13 protein-coding genes and 1 pseudogene are annotated in these 14,996 nt (G+C 70.6%); 6 read left to right on the top strand and 8 right to left on the bottom strand.

Going from position 1 to position 14,996, the window contains the following annotated elements:
* Positions 1–27 precede the first annotated feature (27 nt).
* Positions 28–852, bottom strand: coding sequence for a M15 family metallopeptidase (locus tag LWP59_RS08370; RefSeq protein WP_229857313.1), 825 nt, complete (start codon positions 850–852; stop codon positions 28–30).
* Positions 853–1,010: 158 nt separating this feature from the next.
* On the opposite strand from LWP59_RS08370, the gene LWP59_RS08375 reads away from it, so the two are divergent.
* Positions 1,011–1,850: a S1 family peptidase gene (locus tag LWP59_RS08375; protein WP_144638526.1), complete on the top strand. Its 840-nt coding sequence runs from the start codon at positions 1,011–1,013 to the stop codon at positions 1,848–1,850.
* A gap of 12 nt (positions 1,851–1,862) precedes the next feature.
* Complete coding sequence (locus LWP59_RS08380; protein ID WP_144638524.1) at positions 1,863–2,297, top strand: GNAT family N-acetyltransferase; 435 nt, start codon at positions 1,863–1,865, stop codon at positions 2,295–2,297.
* Here LWP59_RS08380 and LWP59_RS08385 read toward each other — a convergent pair.
* From LWP59_RS08385 to LWP59_RS08395, 3 genes are all read right to left on the bottom strand, one after another.
* The gene (locus tag LWP59_RS08385) at positions 2,260–3,447 is read right to left on the bottom strand and encodes an 8-amino-7-oxononanoate synthase (RefSeq protein ID WP_186383238.1); all 1,188 of its coding nucleotides are present in this window, start codon (positions 3,445–3,447) and stop codon (positions 2,260–2,262) included. The genes LWP59_RS08380 and LWP59_RS08385 overlap by 38 nt on opposite strands.
* 80 nt (positions 3,448–3,527) lie before the next feature.
* Positions 3,528–4,883, bottom strand: coding sequence for a DEAD/DEAH box helicase (locus LWP59_RS08390; RefSeq protein ID WP_186383237.1), 1,356 nt, complete (start codon positions 4,881–4,883; stop codon positions 3,528–3,530).
* A 221-nt stretch (positions 4,884–5,104) separates the two neighbouring features.
* The gene (locus tag LWP59_RS08395) at positions 5,105–6,013 is read right to left on the bottom strand and encodes a serine protein kinase RIO (protein ID WP_144638520.1); all 909 of its coding nucleotides are present in this window, start codon (positions 6,011–6,013) and stop codon (positions 5,105–5,107) included.
* A 186-nt stretch (positions 6,014–6,199) separates the two neighbouring features.
* Between LWP59_RS08395 and LWP59_RS08400 the strand changes: the two genes are divergently transcribed.
* Positions 6,200–7,291 carry an NAD(P)/FAD-dependent oxidoreductase gene (locus LWP59_RS08400; RefSeq protein ID WP_144638518.1) on the top strand — a complete coding sequence of 364 codons (1,092 nt, stop codon included), beginning with the start codon at positions 6,200–6,202 and terminating at the stop codon, positions 7,289–7,291.
* Here LWP59_RS08400 and yaaA read toward each other — a convergent pair.
* Positions 7,278–8,009: a peroxide stress protein YaaA gene (yaaA, locus tag LWP59_RS08405; protein ID WP_144638516.1), complete on the bottom strand. Its 732-nt coding sequence runs from the start codon at positions 8,007–8,009 to the stop codon at positions 7,278–7,280. The two genes, LWP59_RS08400 and yaaA, sit on opposite strands and share 14 nt — an antisense overlap.
* Before the next feature lie 67 nt (positions 8,010–8,076).
* On the opposite strand from yaaA, the gene LWP59_RS08410 reads away from it, so the two are divergent.
* Together LWP59_RS08410 and LWP59_RS08415 are read left to right on the top strand one after the other, a co-directional pair.
* Positions 8,077–9,039: a GNAT family N-acetyltransferase gene (locus LWP59_RS08410; RefSeq protein WP_144638514.1), complete on the top strand. Its 963-nt coding sequence runs from the start codon at positions 8,077–8,079 to the stop codon at positions 9,037–9,039.
* A gap of 836 nt (positions 9,040–9,875) precedes the next feature.
* Complete coding sequence (locus LWP59_RS08415; protein WP_144638512.1) at positions 9,876–10,610, top strand: Stp1/IreP family PP2C-type Ser/Thr phosphatase; 735 nt, start codon at positions 9,876–9,878, stop codon at positions 10,608–10,610.
* A gap of 174 nt (positions 10,611–10,784) precedes the next feature.
* Here the strand turns inward: LWP59_RS08415 and LWP59_RS08420 are convergent.
* A pseudogene (locus tag LWP59_RS08420) lies at positions 10,785–10,970 on the bottom strand (S1 RNA-binding domain-containing protein); the annotation flags it as partial.
* Positions 10,971–11,231: 261 nt separating this feature from the next.
* Here LWP59_RS08420 and LWP59_RS08425 point away from each other — a divergent pair.
* Positions 11,232–13,049, top strand: a complete 1,818-nt coding sequence (locus tag LWP59_RS08425; protein ID WP_144638508.1) for a glycoside hydrolase family 2 protein — start codon at positions 11,232–11,234, stop codon at positions 13,047–13,049.
* A 288-nt stretch (positions 13,050–13,337) separates the two neighbouring features.
* Here LWP59_RS08425 and LWP59_RS08430 read toward each other — a convergent pair whose 3' ends face one another.
* A complete protein-coding gene (locus LWP59_RS08430) occupies positions 13,338–13,718 on the bottom strand; it encodes a peptidase inhibitor family I36 protein (protein ID WP_144638506.1) in 381 nt (126 codons plus the stop codon).
* Between the two features lie 187 nt (positions 13,719–13,905).
* Positions 13,906–14,979 carry a LacI family DNA-binding transcriptional regulator gene (locus tag LWP59_RS08435; protein WP_144638504.1) on the bottom strand — a complete coding sequence of 358 codons (1,074 nt, stop codon included), beginning with the start codon at positions 14,977–14,979 and terminating at the stop codon, positions 13,906–13,908.
* Positions 14,980–14,996: the final 17 nt, after the last annotated feature.

Here is a 14,996-nt window from a genome sequence, read left to right on the forward strand (position 1 = left end):
AACTTGTCCGGGGCGGCCGTTGTTCCCTCATCCGCCGGTCGCGGTGAAATGCATCCGGTCGGTCGGGCTCGACCAGGCCCCGCCCCAGCTCCAGCCGATCGCCGCGAAGTCTCGCACCGTCGCGTCCCCGGCCAGCACCATGCCCGGCCGCCGCCACGAGCGGTCCAGATAGGCCGTGGCCAGCTCGGGTAACACCAGGTCGGCCTTGGTGTAGGGGTTGCAGAACGGGTTCAGGTCGAGGGCCAGGCCGTAGGCGTGCGCCGACCAGTTCTGCTGGCCCCGGACCGGCCGGCACACGAAGGCGCTGGTGTTGTTGCCGTCCCCGGTCGGCGGGGCGTCCAGCTCCGCCGGGCTCGTGACGCGCATCTCCTCGATGGGGAACCTCGCGGCGAACAGCTCCCCGAACACCCTGGTGACCGCGTTCGCGACCGAGGCGTTCACCAGCATCTCGCCGGTGTGCGCCTTTTCGTCGAAGCCCCAGAACGACATCGTGAGGTAGCGCAGGTCGGCCGCCTTGACGGGACAGGCGGCTTGCCAGGTGCTCCGGGCGAGCACGGTCGCGGGGACGGCGTTGACGGTCGCGGCGTAACGGCCGTCCGACGGGGGCGGCAGGAGGTCCTTCGTGGGCAGGTGCCGGTCCCGCAGGACGGCCGGGGTGGGTTCGATCCGGCCGTCGCCGTCCGGGCGCAGCGGCAACGGATGCGCGCCTACGACCCAGGCGGGCGCCGGGGCGGCGGTGGTCGTGGGCGCCGCGGTCGTGGGTGCCGGGGGCGTCGGGGTCGGTGGTTCCGGCGTGCCGCAGGCGGCGAGCCCGAGGAGGGCCAGCAGCGCGGCGACGCGGGGGATACGCACGGCTCCCAGCTTGACAGACGGGCGAGACCACCCGATCAAGTGACACCGCGCCGGAGGTATGTCAACTAGGGTGGCTTCGGCTGCACTCTTACGCGCCGGAGTCCTGCGAACGCCGAGCGCGACGTCACGTGGCTCCATCCGGTAGAGAGGGCACACCCATGGCAAAACACGCCCGGCGCGACCGCAAGTTCCGCTTCCTGCTCGCGGCGGCCGCCGCGGTCGCGGTGTCGCTGCCCGTCGCTGCGATCGCGGCGACGAGCGACGGAACGCCGGCCGCCCCGTCGCCCTCCCCACAGGTCGAGCCGCGGATCGTCGGCGGTGGCGAAGCGTCCATCAAGGACTATCCGTACGCGGTGTTCCTGACCGACGCCAAGGGCAACCAGTTCTGCGGGGGCGTGCTGGTCAGCTCCTCCGCGGTCGCCACGGCTGCGCACTGCGCCGCGGCGGTCGCCCAGTCCGACATGCGCGTGGTCGCCGGCCGCCAGGAGAAGGCAGGCACCGACGGCGTGGTCGCGAACGTCAGCCACGTCTGGACGGAACCGAACTTCAGCGACCCCGGCAAGGGTGACGACGTGGCGGTGCTGGGCCTCGACCGGCAGCTGCCGTACCGGCCGGTCTCGCTGCCCGGCAAGTCCGACGCCTCCCTCTACAGCGCGGGCACGAACGCCACCGTGGTGGGCTGGGGCCGCACGAGTGACGGCGGCGCACGCGCGACTTCGTTGCGCAGCGCGGTGGTGCCGATCGTCAGCGACTCGAGCTGCCTGTCCAGCTACAGCAACTACGACGCCAACAGCATGGTCTGCGCCGGCTACCCGAACGGCGGCGTGGACGCCTGTCAGGGCGACTCGGGTGGCCCGCTGGTCGAGGGCGACACGCTGGTCGGCATCGTTTCATGGGGCGACGGCTGCGCGAAGGCAGGCAAGCCCGGCGTGTACGCGCGTGTGTCCACCTACGCCGCCGACATCAGGGCGCAGTCCCAGCAGCGCGGCCTGCTCTGATAGCAAGGACCGGTGAACGTTGCCGGAACGGAGCTGACCGCCGCACAGCTGTACGACATCCTGATCCTGCGTGCCGACGTGTTCGTCGTCGAGCAGGACTGCCCGTACCTCGATCCCGACGGCCGCGACCTGCTGCCCGGCACGCGGCACCTGTGGGTGAGCGGCGAGCAGGGCATCGAGTCGTACCTGCGTGTCCTCGACGAGGGTGCGCACTACCGCGTCGGCCGGGTCGTGACGGCGCAGCACGCCCGTGGCCGCGGCCTTGCGGCACGTCTGATGAACGAAGCGCTCGAGATCGTCGGGGACGCCGACAGCGTTCTCGACGCGCAGACGTACGCGCGGGGCTTCTACGCGAAGTTCGGGTACGTCCCCGAGGGGGACGAGTTCGACGAGGACGGCATCATGCACATCACGATGTGGCGGCGCGTGGCGGCGCGGACGAGCTGATCACCTTGACCGCGGTGTCCACATCGGACTCGCTGAGGTCGGCCCGCACGGTCAGCCGCAGTCGCGAGATGCCGTCCGGCACCGACGGGGGCCGGAAGCAGCCCACCCGCACGCCCTGCTCAGCGCAACCCGCCGCCCAGGCCACGGCGTCCTCGGGGGACGGCGCCTGCACCGAGATCACCGCCGCTTCGGGCTGAGTGACCCGGAAACCGGCGTCGGAGAGCTGTTCGGACAGCCTCGCCGCGTTCGACAGCACCCTCGCCGGCAGGTCCGGTTCGGACTTCAGCGCGCCGAGCGCGGCCAGCGCGGCGGCGGCGCTGGAGGGCGCGAGCCCGGTGTCGAAGATGAAGCTGCGTGCCGTGTCCACCAGATGCTTGATGACCCGCCGCGGCCCCAGCACGGCGCCGCCCTGCGTGCCGAGTGACTTCGACAGCGTCAGCGTCATGACCACGTCCGGCTCCCCGGCGAGGCCCGCGGCGTGTACGGCACCACGGCCGCCTTCGCCGAGGACACCGAATCCGTGCGCGTCGTCGACCAACAAGGCCGCTCCGTGTTCCCGGCACACCGTCGAGAGGTCGTTCAGCGGCGCGAGATCACCGTCGACGGAGAACACCGAGTCGGTGACCACCAGCGCGCGTGCGGTGCGCCGCGTCGCGAGGGCGTGCTTGATGGCGGCGACGTCGTTGTGCGCGACCGCGGCGATTCCGGCGCGGGAGAGCCGGCAGCCCTCGATCAGCGAGGCGTGGATGTACTTGTCGGTCACGATCGCCGACTCGGCGCCGGAAAGTGCTGTGACCGCACCGAGGTTCGCGGTGAAGCCCGAGGAGAACACCAGGGCCGCCTGAAAACCGCAGAAGCGGGCGAGCTCGTGCTCCAGCTCCGCGTGCAGCTCCGTGGAACCCGTCACCAGCCGTGAACCCGTGGAACCGGCGCCCCAGCGCAATGCGGCCGCGGCGGCTGCTCCGGCGACCCGCTTGTCACGAGCCAGGCCGAGGTAGTCGTTGCCCGCGAAGTCCAGCTCCGTGCTCGACGCGGGCCGGGGACGGAGCCTGCGGGTCAGACCGGCGTCGGCACGCCGGTTCGCCTCTGCGTCCAGCCAGTCGAAAACCTGCTCGGGCGGCACCGCCGCGGACTTCTGGGCTGCATCCACCCCAGCAGTCTCTCAGGCCGTACCCGGACAGCAGTGGAGGCCACCGTCACAACGGACGATGGCCTCCATGATCTGCGGAATCAGTCGCGCGTGCGGCGCGAGGGACCGCGGCCGTCCCGCCGCGGCGGACGGGCACCGCCCTCGCGGAAGCCACCCTGACGGTGACCGCCGAAGCCGCGGGCGCGGCCACCCTGGCGGTCGCCGCCCCGGCGGGGCTGCGGCTCACGACGACGCTCGACCACCGGCACGCCGCTGGGCTCGCGGGCACCGGTGATCCGGGCCAGCTCGCCGTCGCCGGGCCGCACGACGGTGGACTCCGCGCGCACGCCGGCGCGCTCGGTCATCCGCCGGACGGTCCGCCGCTGGTCGTGCGTGACGAGCGTGACCACCGTGCCGGACGCGCCCGCGCGAGCGGTGCGGCCCGCCCGGTGCAGGTAGTCCTTGTGGTCGGCGGCCGGGTCGACGTGCAGCACCAGGCTGACGTCGTCCACGTGGATGCCGCGGGCCGCGACGTCGGTGGCGACCAGCACCGGGGTGTGGCCGTCCTTGAAGTCGGCCAGCACGCGGTTGCGCTGGCTCTGGGTCTTGCCGCCGTGCAGCGCACCCGCCCCGACGCCCCTCGCACGCAGCCGCTCGGCGAGCCGGTCGACGTGGTGCTTGGTGCGCACGAACATGATCGTGCGGCCCTCGCGGGCGCCGATCTCGGTGATGATCGCCTGCTTGTCCTGGTGCGAGACCTGCAACACGTAGTGGTCCATCGTGTCGACGCTCGCGGTGGCCGGCGCGACCGAGTGCTCGACCGGGTCGGTCAGGTAACGGTCGACCAGCTTCTTGACGTCACCGTCGAGCGTCGCGGAGAACAGCAGGCGCTGTCCGCCGGGCGGGGTCAGGTCGAGGATCTCCCGCACCTGCGGCAGGAAGCCCATGTCGGCCATCTGGTCGGCCTCGTCGAGGGCGACGAAGTTCACATCGGAGAGCACGCAGGTGCCCTGCCGGACGTGGTCGGACAGCCGGCCGGGGGTGGCGATGAGCAGGTCGACGCCGCGGTTGAGCGCGTCGGCCTGACGGCTGAAGGCCATCCCGCCGACGACGGTGCGGCACCACAGGTTCATCGACCGGGCCAGCGGGGTGAGCGCGTCGGCGACCTGCATCGCCAGCTCGCGGGTGGGGACCAGCACGAGGGCACGCGGTCGCTTGGAGCGGGCCTTGCCGCCGCCGAGCCTGCCCAGCAGTGCCAGCCCGAAGGCCAGCGTCTTGCCGGAGCCGGTCTGCGCGCGGCCCAGCACGTCACGCCCGGCGAGCGCGTCGGGCAGGGTGGCCGACTGGATCGGGAACGGGGAGGTCATCCCCTGGTCGCGCAGCACCGTCAACAGGGGCTGCGGGAGGTTGAAGTCTTCGAACGAGGTCACCGAAGTGGACTCGAAGGTGATGCTCACTAACTGCCTCTCGGACGTGGCACGTCGCAAGGAGGCCCAACTCCCCTGCTTCGAGCAGGGCGCAGTGTTGTCCTGGGCGTTCACAGGGACGGACCCGGCGCATTCGGTGCGCCGTTGGTGGGTGGATACCGCGAGCCGCGTAAGCTGACTTGGCCACGAAGAACAACACTTGTCCACGCCGCCGGTTGCGGTCTGTGACCAGTCTACCCGAAGCGCGGTTCTCACCGCAGACCGGCCTGTTCGTACAACTTCGCCACGAGCTCGGGGACGTTGATCTCGAGGCCACGGACGACGAACCAGCGGGCCGGGTTCGCCGCGTCGCGCGCAAGGTAGTCCGGGCCGCCGGGGTTGGCGAACACGTCGACCACCTGCGGCAGGTCGATGAGCATCAGCCGGTCGTCGTGGACGAGCACGTTGTAGGCCGACAGGTCACCGTGGGCAAGTCCTTCCGCAGCAAGCTGTGTGAGCGCCCGTTCCGCCTGGAACCACAGGTACTCCAGCTCGTCCCGGCCTGGCCGCAGCTGTTCCAGGCGCGGCGCGGCGTTGCCGTCCGCGTCGCCGAGGAACTCCAGGAGCAGCTCCGTTCCGTTGCGCTGCACCGGGTACGGCACCGGCAGGCCCACTGTCCACAAACGACCCAGTGCGGTGAACTCGGCCACCGCCCACTGCTCGGCGATGAGGTTGCGGCCGAAGGACGTGCGACTCGCCATCGCCCTGGTTTCGCGGGACCGCCGCATCCGGCGGCCCTCGAGGTAGCCGGAGTCACGGTGGAACTGGCGGTGGTCGCTGGAGCGGTAACGCTTCGCGGCGAGAAGGCATTCCCGTGAGCCGTCGGGAAGGCCTCGCCGCAGCAGGTGCACGTCGGCTTCCTTGCCGGTCTTGAGCACGCCGAGCTCGGTGTCGACGGCGGCGAGCTCGGTCACCACCCAGTCCGGATACGGTGTCGGGCCGCGTTCGCCGGTGTCCCAGGTGGAGTAGCGGTCACCACCGCCGGGGAGCACGGGGTCGCTGTAGGCGTCTTCGCGCTGCTTGGCGAGCCAGGCACGTTCGGCCTCGGTGATGCGGCCCGTGCGGGCGTAGGTGGTGTCCTCGTCGAACCGGCGACGGCGACGGTGTGATTGGTCACGCACTGGTGGGTTCTCCTCGAAAGGTGCCCCACCGGGCGCACGTCAGCGACGGGGGGCGAACGGATGGGGAAGGGCGCGGGACAGCACAGGAGCAGTCATGGGTGCGGCGCCTCCCTTCTTCCGTCGAGGCCTCGATGATGCGGGGCGGGCGGCTGCGGCCGCAACCGATTTACGGGCAGACTGACGATCATGCGGACAGTCGTCATCGGATCGGGAATCGCGGGCGCGAGCACGGCCTACCAGCTGGCGCGCCGGGGCGCGGAGGTCGTCGTGGTGGACGCCGGCCGCACCGGGGTCGCGACGGCGGCCGGGGCGGGCATCGTGTGCCCGTGGACGTCGCGCGCGGGGGAGGAGCACTACCGCGCGGCCTCGGCCGCGGCGGCCTACTACCGCACGCTGGTCGAGGAGCTGGCCGAGGACGGGGTGACGGACTCGTCCTTCGAGGTCGTCGGGGGCATGGTCGTGTCCGCCGATGGCGGTGAGCTGGACGAGGCGTACGAGCGGGTCAGCAGGCGTGCCGCCGAGGCTCCCGTCGCCGGCGAGGTGCGGCGGATCGACCAGGCACGGGGGCTGTTCCCGGCGCTGGCGCCCGAGCTCGGCGCGGTGCACGTCGAAGGCGGCGGCCGGGTGGACGGGCGTTGCCTGCGGGACGCGTTGCTCGCGGCGGCGGGCGAGCGGGGCGTGCGGATGGTCGAGGGGCACGCCGCGTTCGAGGATGGCGCGGTGCGGGTCGACGGTGAGGTGCTGAACGCCGACAAGGTCGTCGTCGCGGCGGGAGCGTGGAGCACCGAGCTGGTCGCACCGCTGGGCGTGTCGCTCGGGGTGGCCCCGCAGCGCGGGCAGATCAGCCACTTCGAGCTGCCAGGCGTGGACACCGGGCCCTGGCCGGTGGTGCTGCCGGTGTCGAGCCACTACCTGCTGGCCTTCCCCGGCTCTCGCGTGGTGGCGGGGGCGACGCGGGAGACCGGGTCGGGCTTCGACTACCGCGTGACCGCCGCAGGCCAGCGCGAGGTGCTCGATCAGGCGCTGACGGTCGCGCCGGGTCTCGCCGACGCGACGCTACTGGAGACCCGGATCGGGTTCCGGCCGGCCTCGGAGGACGGGTTGCCGCTGCTGGGGCCGCTGACCGAGCAGCCGGACGTGCTGATCGCCACGGGCTTCGGCGCGGGCGGTCTCACCCTCGCGCCGTTCGCGGGCACGCTGATCGCGGACCTGGCGCTGGGGGTGGAACCGTCGCTCGACGTCACGCCGTACCGGCCCGAGCGGTTCAGTGCACGATGACGAGGTCGATCTCCTGCTCGCCGGTGCGCTTCACGTCGAAGCCCGCCTTCGAGGCGGCGGTGAGCAGGGCTTCCACAGTGGACGGTTCGCGGGAACCCTTCGCGAGCGCGGCGGCGAGCATTCCCTTGTACGCCTTGTTGTGGTGACTGATCGTCCTGCCGGTCGCAGTGACCACGCGCACGGTGACGGCGCTCGGGATACGGGCGAGTGCGGCGTACGCACCGGAGCGCAGGTCCACGATCAGCTCGTCCATCCCGGCGAAAACGGGTTCGAGCACGGGACGCCAGAGCGTGCGGAGGGCGCCGAGCGAGGGGAGTGACGTGCCGCCGGAGAGGCGGTAGGCGGGGATGCGGTCGCCGCCGCGCGCGATGCCGAACAGCGCGGACGCGACGGCGAGCCGCCGCTGGGCCTTGGCGAGCTGCGCCTTGGTGAAGCTGCCGATGTCGAGTGCGTCGTAGAGGACGCCGGTGTAGCGCTCGAGCGCGGGCAGCGTCGGCGAAGACCAGAGTGCGGCGTTGCGGGCGACTTCGTCCTCCTGCCGTGGGGACAGGCCCAGTGCGTCGAGGCTGGCGGGCACGTCGCCGGCGAGGTCCACGAGCGCGTCGGCGAGCTTCGCGCGGACGGGCGTGAGCTCGGGGTGGGAGAGCTCGTCGAGGTTCAGCGGCGGGCCGTCCCCGCCGGGTGCCTTGGTCTCGGAAGGGGGCAGCAGCACGAGCACCTCAGCAGGTTAACGGTTCACCGAAATTCGCTGGGACCGGTGGCCGGGCGGAAATACGCTGAACGGCATGAACCGGACGTGGCGTGCCGTCACCGTCGATGACGCCGAGGCGATCGCCGACCTGTTGGAAGCGGCGGAGGCCGTCGAACCGACGAACGAGCACTACAGCGCGGAGGACATTCGCGACGAGCTGACGGTGCCGAACGTGCGGCTGGCGGACGGCAGCGTGTCCGTGTGGGATGGGCCCAGGCTGGTCGGGTACGCCATGGCGGTCCCGCGCGAGGCGGCGAACCCGGAGCACCGGATGCGGGTGGAGCTGGCGGTGCACCCGGAGTACCGGGACGTGGAGCTGGGCAAGCAGCTGCTCGAGTGGCAGGAGCGGACGGCGCAGGCGCTGCACGCCAAGACGTTCCCGAACGCGCGGCTGGAGTTGCACGCGCGCGTGTACGAGAGCCAGCAGTGGTACGCGTCGGTGCTGCAAGCGGCCGGCTTCGCCATGGCGCGCTCGTTCGCGACGATGCGCGCTGAGCTGGAGAAGTTGCCGCCGCGGCCCGAGCTGCCGCCGTCGCTGCGACTCGTCGGCTACGAACCGGCGTACGAGGACCCGACCCGTGAGGCGGTGAACGACGCGTTCTCCGGCCATTGGGGGATGACGCCGTATTCGCCGGAGCTCTGGCGGCACCGGATGATCGACGGCCCCGCGTTCCGCCCGCGGACGTCGTTCCTGCTCCTGACCGAGGACGGCGAGGTCGGGTCGTTCGTGTTGTCGGCGTTCTACCAGGCGGAGATGGAGGTGACCGGGGTGCGCGAGGTGCTGATCGCGTATGTCGGTACCCGTTCGGCCCTGCGAGGCCACGGCGTGGCGACGGCATTGCTGGCGCACACGCTCGTCGCGGCGCGGGACCAGGGGTACGAGCGCGCGGCCTTGGAGGTCGACGAGAGCAATGCCCACAACGCCCTGGACATCTACCGCCGCTGTGGGTTCGAGGTGACGCAGCGCGTCCACGCCTGGGTGAGGCCGATGCCGTAGACGATGGATCGCGGTGGTGGGTGCCCTCGCCCGCTGGGGTGGCCGCCGCGTGACCGCGGTCGTCGCGTGACCGTGGCCGTCGCGTGGCCGTGGTCGCCGCCAGACGGGCGTGCCGTCGCACCGTCGTTCGGCCTGGCCGCGGGGTTGGCGCTGCTGTCTCGCTGCCGCCGCTGGGGGCCGCGATACCTCGGCCCCCACCGCCGTCGTGCCCCGCCTCGCTGCTGCCGCTGCGCGCCTCGCAGCTGCCGCTGCGCGCCTCGCAGCTGCTGCCGCTCGCCCACGCCGCGCCCTCGGCGTCGCCTCGCTGCTGCCGCTGCGGGCCCCGGTGCCCGCATCGCCCCACTGCCATCCCACCTCGGCCCCACTGCTGCCGCTGCGCGCCCCACTGCTGCCGCTGCGCCTCGCCCGACGGCCGCTCGCCCACGCCGCGCCGTTGGCCCGCCGTCCCGTCGTTGGTCGCCACCGGCGCCCCACCGCTCGGTGCCGCAGTGCCGCTCGTCCCGGCGCTACTGCTGCCACGCCGCCCAGACGCCACTCCCAGCAGGGCGTGCGCGTATCAAGCGCTTGCCCCAGTGGGGTGTCAGGTTGGCCGGTGTGAGCACGACGAGATAGCCGTCGCGTGCCTCCGCGGCGCTGCCTTGGAGGGTGAGCAACATCAGGTCGGTCCGGAACCCCAGGGACGTGGTCGTGGCCGCTCTTCGGTCGCCGGTGACCGGGCGCGCCTGCGGCATCCTACCGGCCACGGCCAATCCGATGATCTTGCTGTGGTAGCCGTCGGCCGGTCAGCGGGGGTGAGGCCGGTGCCGCCGCCGATCGCCCACTGCTTTACTTCACGTATGGAACCCAGTGGGTCACTGACGCTCCGGTATGCCGTCGCCACCGATGTCGGCCAGCGACGGGATGCGAACGAGGACTCGGTTTTCACCAGCTCACGACTGCTGGCCGTCGCCGACGGCATGGGCGGTCACGTGGCCGGCGAGGTCGCCAGCTCAGCGGCGATCGCCGCGGTCACCGACCTGGACCAGCGGCTCGCGGAGGGCGATCTCGACCCCGCCGAGGCCCTGCCGGAGACGGTGGCAGACGCGGTCGGGCGCCTGACAGCCCTGGCCGAGGAGGACCCTGCGCTGCAGGGCATGGGCACGACGATGACGGCGATGCTGTGGGAAGGCACCCGGTTCGTGGTGGCGCATGTCGGGGACTCCCGCGCCTACCGGTTACGAGACGAGCAGCTCGAGCAGATCACCCGCGACCACACCGTGGTGCAGGAGCTGGTCGACCAGGGCCGGATCACCCCCGAGGCCGCCATGACCCATCCCAGCCGCTCGGTGCTGACTCGGGCGCTGCAGAGCGGCGGCCACGCGGACCCGGACGTGTTCGCCGTCGAGGCGAAGGCCGGCGATCGGTACCTGATCTGCTCGGACGGCCTCTCGGACGTAGTGCCGCCGGAACTCCTGGAGGAGACACTGGCGTCGGTCAGCGACCCCGGGGAGGTCGTGCAGAAGCTGATCGAGCTCGCCAACGCCGGCGGTGGCCCGGACAACATCACCTGCGTCGTCGCCGACATCAGCTGACCCTCGCTGCCCGGGGGCCGCCGGCTCAGCACCGCCGGCACTGATCGGGGTGCCGGGCGACGCCGTCTGATCAAACGGCGGCGCTGCCGAGTCGGCTGAACCGACGGGTCTGGATCGATAGACTGGACGGGTGGGGAGGCAGCGCCAACCCTGCCTCCGCGCCCTGTCTTCGGATCAGCCGGCGGCGAACCTCATCCGCTGTCGCTCGACGTCGATCTCGGCGATGCGCACGCGGATGGTCGAGTCGGACTGCGGCTCGGCCGTCCGGTCGGATTGCGGGAGCAGCCCGTGAACGCCGGGCGCGACTTCGAGAAGCGCGTCGAACGGCAGCACCTTGGTCACCGTCGCGTCGACCACTCGCCCGTCGCTGTGTTCAGCGAGGAACGCACGTTATTGCGTGGATTGGGACGTGTTTCACCGGCTCCTTCCGCTGTCCCGAGCAGCACGGGAACATGAGGGAGGAGGCTCCCCCTGGCCCGCCGGATGATCAAGGAGCCGCCCGGGAACCTTGGCCGCTCACGGCTTTGCGCCGACCCGGCAGTCGCCGCCATACCGTACCCAAGACACCTCCTCGAGCTCGACAACTCGCTGCAGCGAACGGGGTTGCGTATCGTGCCGGGCGTGACCGACGTCGAACCCGAGCACGTCTGCCCACGTCCGCAATTGGTCCGGCAGGGCTGGATAGACCTGTGCGGTCAATGGGGTTTCGCATTCGACGATGACGACCGCGGACGCGCCGACAGGTGGCACGACGACCCAGCCGCGTTCGACCTGACCATCACCGTGCCCTACCCGCCCGAGTCGGAACTCTCCGGCGTCCATGCTCCCGAGCCGCACACGATCGTCTGGTACCGCCGCGAGTTCGAGGCCCCGCAACTGGTGCCCGGGTATCGCCTCGTCCTGCACTTCGGCGCCGTGGACTACGTCGCCTCGGTATGGGTCAACGGAATCTACGTCGGTGGTCACACAGGCGGCCAAACTCCTTTCTCATTCGACGTCTCTGAGGCCGTGCAAGCGGGCGTGCAGTCCATTGTGGTCCGTGTCGAGGATCGGACAGACGACGCGAACCAGCCCCGGGGCAAGCAGGACTGGCGAGCCGAACCGCACGACATCTGGTACCACCGGACCACCGGCATCTGGCAGCCGGTGTGGGCCGAGGTCGTTCCCGCACTGCACGTCCGTGAGCTTCACTGGACACCCGACCTCGTCCGTGCCGCAGTCACCTGTGAAGGCGAGTTGTCCGCCGCAAACGCAACCCTGCGGATAGTCCTCCGGCATGACGACGAGGTCCTGGCCGACCAGTCCGTCCGGATCGACGGCAGCCGATTCCATTTCGATGTCGCAGTTCCGGCTCTGCGGCACGGCCATGACCGCATGCGACTGCTGTGGTCGCCGGAGAATCCGACCCTGATCGACGCGTTGGTCGATGTGCGCTCGGAGCAGGGCCAGGTGGACGAGGTCAGCAGCTACCTCGGGCTGCGCGAGGTCGGCACCGCGGACAAGCGTTTCCTGCTCAGCCATGTGCCCTACTTTCCCCGGCTCGTGCTCGAACAGGGCTACTGGCCGCAGTCGCACTTGGCGGCACCGGACGCGCAAGCTCTCCGGCGTGAGGTCGAACTCGTCAAGGAACTCGGCTTCAACGGCGTGCGGGTGCACCAGAAGGTCGAGGACCCGCGGTTCCTCTACTGGTGTGACCGCTTGGGTTTGCTCGTGTGGGGCGAGACCGCGAACGCGTATGAGTTCGGGCCCACCGCCGCCGAACGGCTCACTCGCGAGTGGCTGGAAATCCTCAAGCGAGACAGAAGCCATCCCTGCATCGTCACCTGGGTGCCGCTGAACGAAAGCTGGGGCGTGCCGGATATCGCCTCATCGCCCGCACAGGCACATTTCGGCCGCTCGCTCTATCACCTCACAAAGTCCGTCGATCCCACTCGTCCCGTGATTGCCAACGACGGTTGGGAAACCGCCGAAGGGGATATCTATGGCGTTCATGACTACGCGCCCACTGGCTCCTCCCTTCGTTCTCGTTATGGCACCTTCGACGCCGTCCTCGACACTCTCACCGCCGGACGCCCGGGCGGCCGCCGGTTGGTGATCGGCGACATCGATCCCGAACGGCCCGTGATGCTGACCGAGTTCGGCGGTCTCACCCACGCCCCCGCGGAGGGTGAGAAGTGGTTCGGATATTCGACGGTCGCCGACGGCGCGGACCTCGTGCGCAGGCTCGACGACTTGGTCACCGCCGTGCTGGCGTCGCCCGCTCTCGCCGGCTTCTGTTACACCCAGCTCACCGACACCGAGCAGGAGTGCAATGGCCTCCTCGCCGCGGACCGCACCCCCAAAGCCGACCCGGCCGAGATCAGGGCTGTCCTGACCAAGCCGACGATGGCGCTCCCCGGCGACGAACTCCGTGCGCAGCGCGAAGCCGGACCGCATTAGCGGGTCTCACTGGCGGCGGCTGTCCCTGGGTAGTGCCGCGGATCGCCGTCCCAGGATCACTGAGGACGGCTGTACCACGGCCACATCCCGCTGCCACACGCCCGGACCCGATCACCGTGGGAACCCGCGGGTGCACCGTGAATCTGGGGCGGCGTGGTGCACCCGCGGGCGGGGCCGTTAACTGGAGAACGGCCCCAGGACGGCTCGGCCACCGGACTCGAAGTCCCCAGGAGCGGCGGCCGGCCGCCACGTCAGGTCTCGTCCTGCCGCGGAGCAGGACGAGAAGAACTAGGCCATGTCCCAAATCTTCACGGCCCGCACCACGAAGGGCGCGTGTGGAACGTATGTGCCGTGTCCTGGGTAGGTCGTGAAATCGCCCTCTGTGGTGCACTCGGCGTCCTGATAGACCGTCACATCACGGTCCAACTGGTTGACGAACGATCGCGCTTCGACCCCGCCTGGGAGCGCGAGGCATTCCTCCGGGTTCGCCGTGCGGAGGTCGATCCGCTGTATCGCGTCCGCGTAGGACTCGCCCGTCCACGTGCAGAACTCGCCCTGCTCGCAACTGTCCTCCGGCCGGCCGGGGTCCGCCTGCGCGATCCCGGACCCGCCGAGCAGGCCGAGCGCGGCGATCACCAGAATCTTCGGCAGGTATGCACGCAGCTTCATGTTTCTCTCTCCCCTGGAATGGTGGTGCGGCGGGAATGCCGCGGTCTCACGAACACAACAATGGCGGTTCGGGAAGAGAATGTCAGTAGTCATTTCTACTTCTGTGGATAAGTAGTTTTCTTTCCCTCGATCGGGCAATGGTTGTCCACAGTTCGCGAGAACCCGTTGTGGGCGCAGGCAGGTTCTGCTAGGACGCAGGGCCGGTGGAGTCGCGGACAACGAGCTCGACGTCCAAAGTGGTCGGTCGGGGTGGGCGATGCCCGGCGAGCAGGTGCAGCGCGAGTTCTCCTGCCAATGTTCCCTTCCGCACCAGATCTTGGTGTACGGTCGTCAATGGCGGGTCGGACCAGCGAGCGCCCGGAGTATCGTCGAAGCCCACAATGGACAGATCGGTGGGCACGGCGAGCCCACGCTCCTTCGCGGCGGTCATGGCCGCCAACGCCAACTCGTCCGACATGCAGAGCAAGGCCGTCGGTCGGATCGGCCGGTCGAGCAGCCCGATCGCGCCGATCATGGCCTCGTCCCGGGAAATCCCCGAGGTCTCCCAGATCGGTACCTCCTGGGGAAAGATGCCGGCTTCGCCGAGCGTGTCGAGATAGCCGCCCACTCGTTCGCGGTTGTGCCGGAACCGCGACCGGCCTGCCTCCTCCGCGGTGAGCGGCCCACCACGAGGAGCGGAAAGACATTGTGCCGAAAGGATGGCGAATTGACGATGCCCCAACTCGAGCAGGTGCCGCGCGGCTGCGACCGCGCCGGCCCGGTCGTCCGTGCCGACCCGTGCCGTGCCGGCGACGACAGGCTGGTCGATCACCACCAACGGCAGCCCCCGCTGCCGCACAGCGCGCAGTGCCGGCGCCCCGTCGGCCAGCGAATACGCGACGGCGAGGTCCGCCTGCGCGGCTAGTACCCGGTCCGCTGGCGGTCCGCCGTCGTCCCCACCGGGCAGCAGCAGCAACGCGTGTCCGTCCGGGTCCACCGTGGCGGCGAGCGCGTCGAGGGTGATCGAGAGCGCCGGATCGGAGAACGCCGCGGACAAGCCGGTGTCCAGCATGAACGCGATCGCCCCGGTGCGGTTCGTCGCGAGGCTGCGTGCGATCGGGTTCGGCCCCGTGTAGCCGAGGCGCTTCGCCGCGCGCAGGACTTCTTCCCGCAAATGCGCGGAAAGCTGGTCCGGGCGGTTGTACGCGTTCGACACAGTCGCCCTGGAGACGCCGACGGCGTCGGCGACGTCGTCCAGCGTCGGGCGTCGCCGACCTGTCATCGGCACAGTGTAAGGGT

Source organism: Amycolatopsis acidiphila, from assembly GCF_021391495.1.
GTDB lineage: Bacteria > Actinomycetota > Actinomycetes > Mycobacteriales > Pseudonocardiaceae > Amycolatopsis_E > Amycolatopsis_E acidiphila.

What these genes read in the sequence shown, in the direction of transcription:
- LWP59_RS08375 (WP_144638526.1), top strand. Translation starts at nt 1,011, where the DNA reads ATGGCAAAACACGCCCGGCGCGACCGCAAGTTCCGCTTCCTGCTCGCG.
- LWP59_RS08400 (WP_144638518.1), top strand. Translation starts at nt 6,200, where the DNA reads ATGCGGACAGTCGTCATCGGATCGGGAATCGCGGGCGCGAGCACGGCC.
- LWP59_RS08410 (WP_144638514.1), top strand. Translation starts at nt 8,077, where the DNA reads ATGAACCGGACGTGGCGTGCCGTCACCGTCGATGACGCCGAGGCGATC.
- LWP59_RS08430 (WP_144638506.1), bottom strand. Translation starts at nt 13,718, where the DNA reads ATGAAGCTGCGTGCATACCTGCCGAAGATTCTGGTGATCGCCGCGCTC.
- LWP59_RS08435 (WP_144638504.1), bottom strand. Translation starts at nt 14,979, where the DNA reads ATGACAGGTCGGCGACGCCCGACGCTGGACGACGTCGCCGACGCCGTC.
- LWP59_RS08415 (WP_144638512.1), top strand. Translation starts at nt 9,876, where the DNA reads ATGGAACCCAGTGGGTCACTGACGCTCCGGTATGCCGTCGCCACCGAT.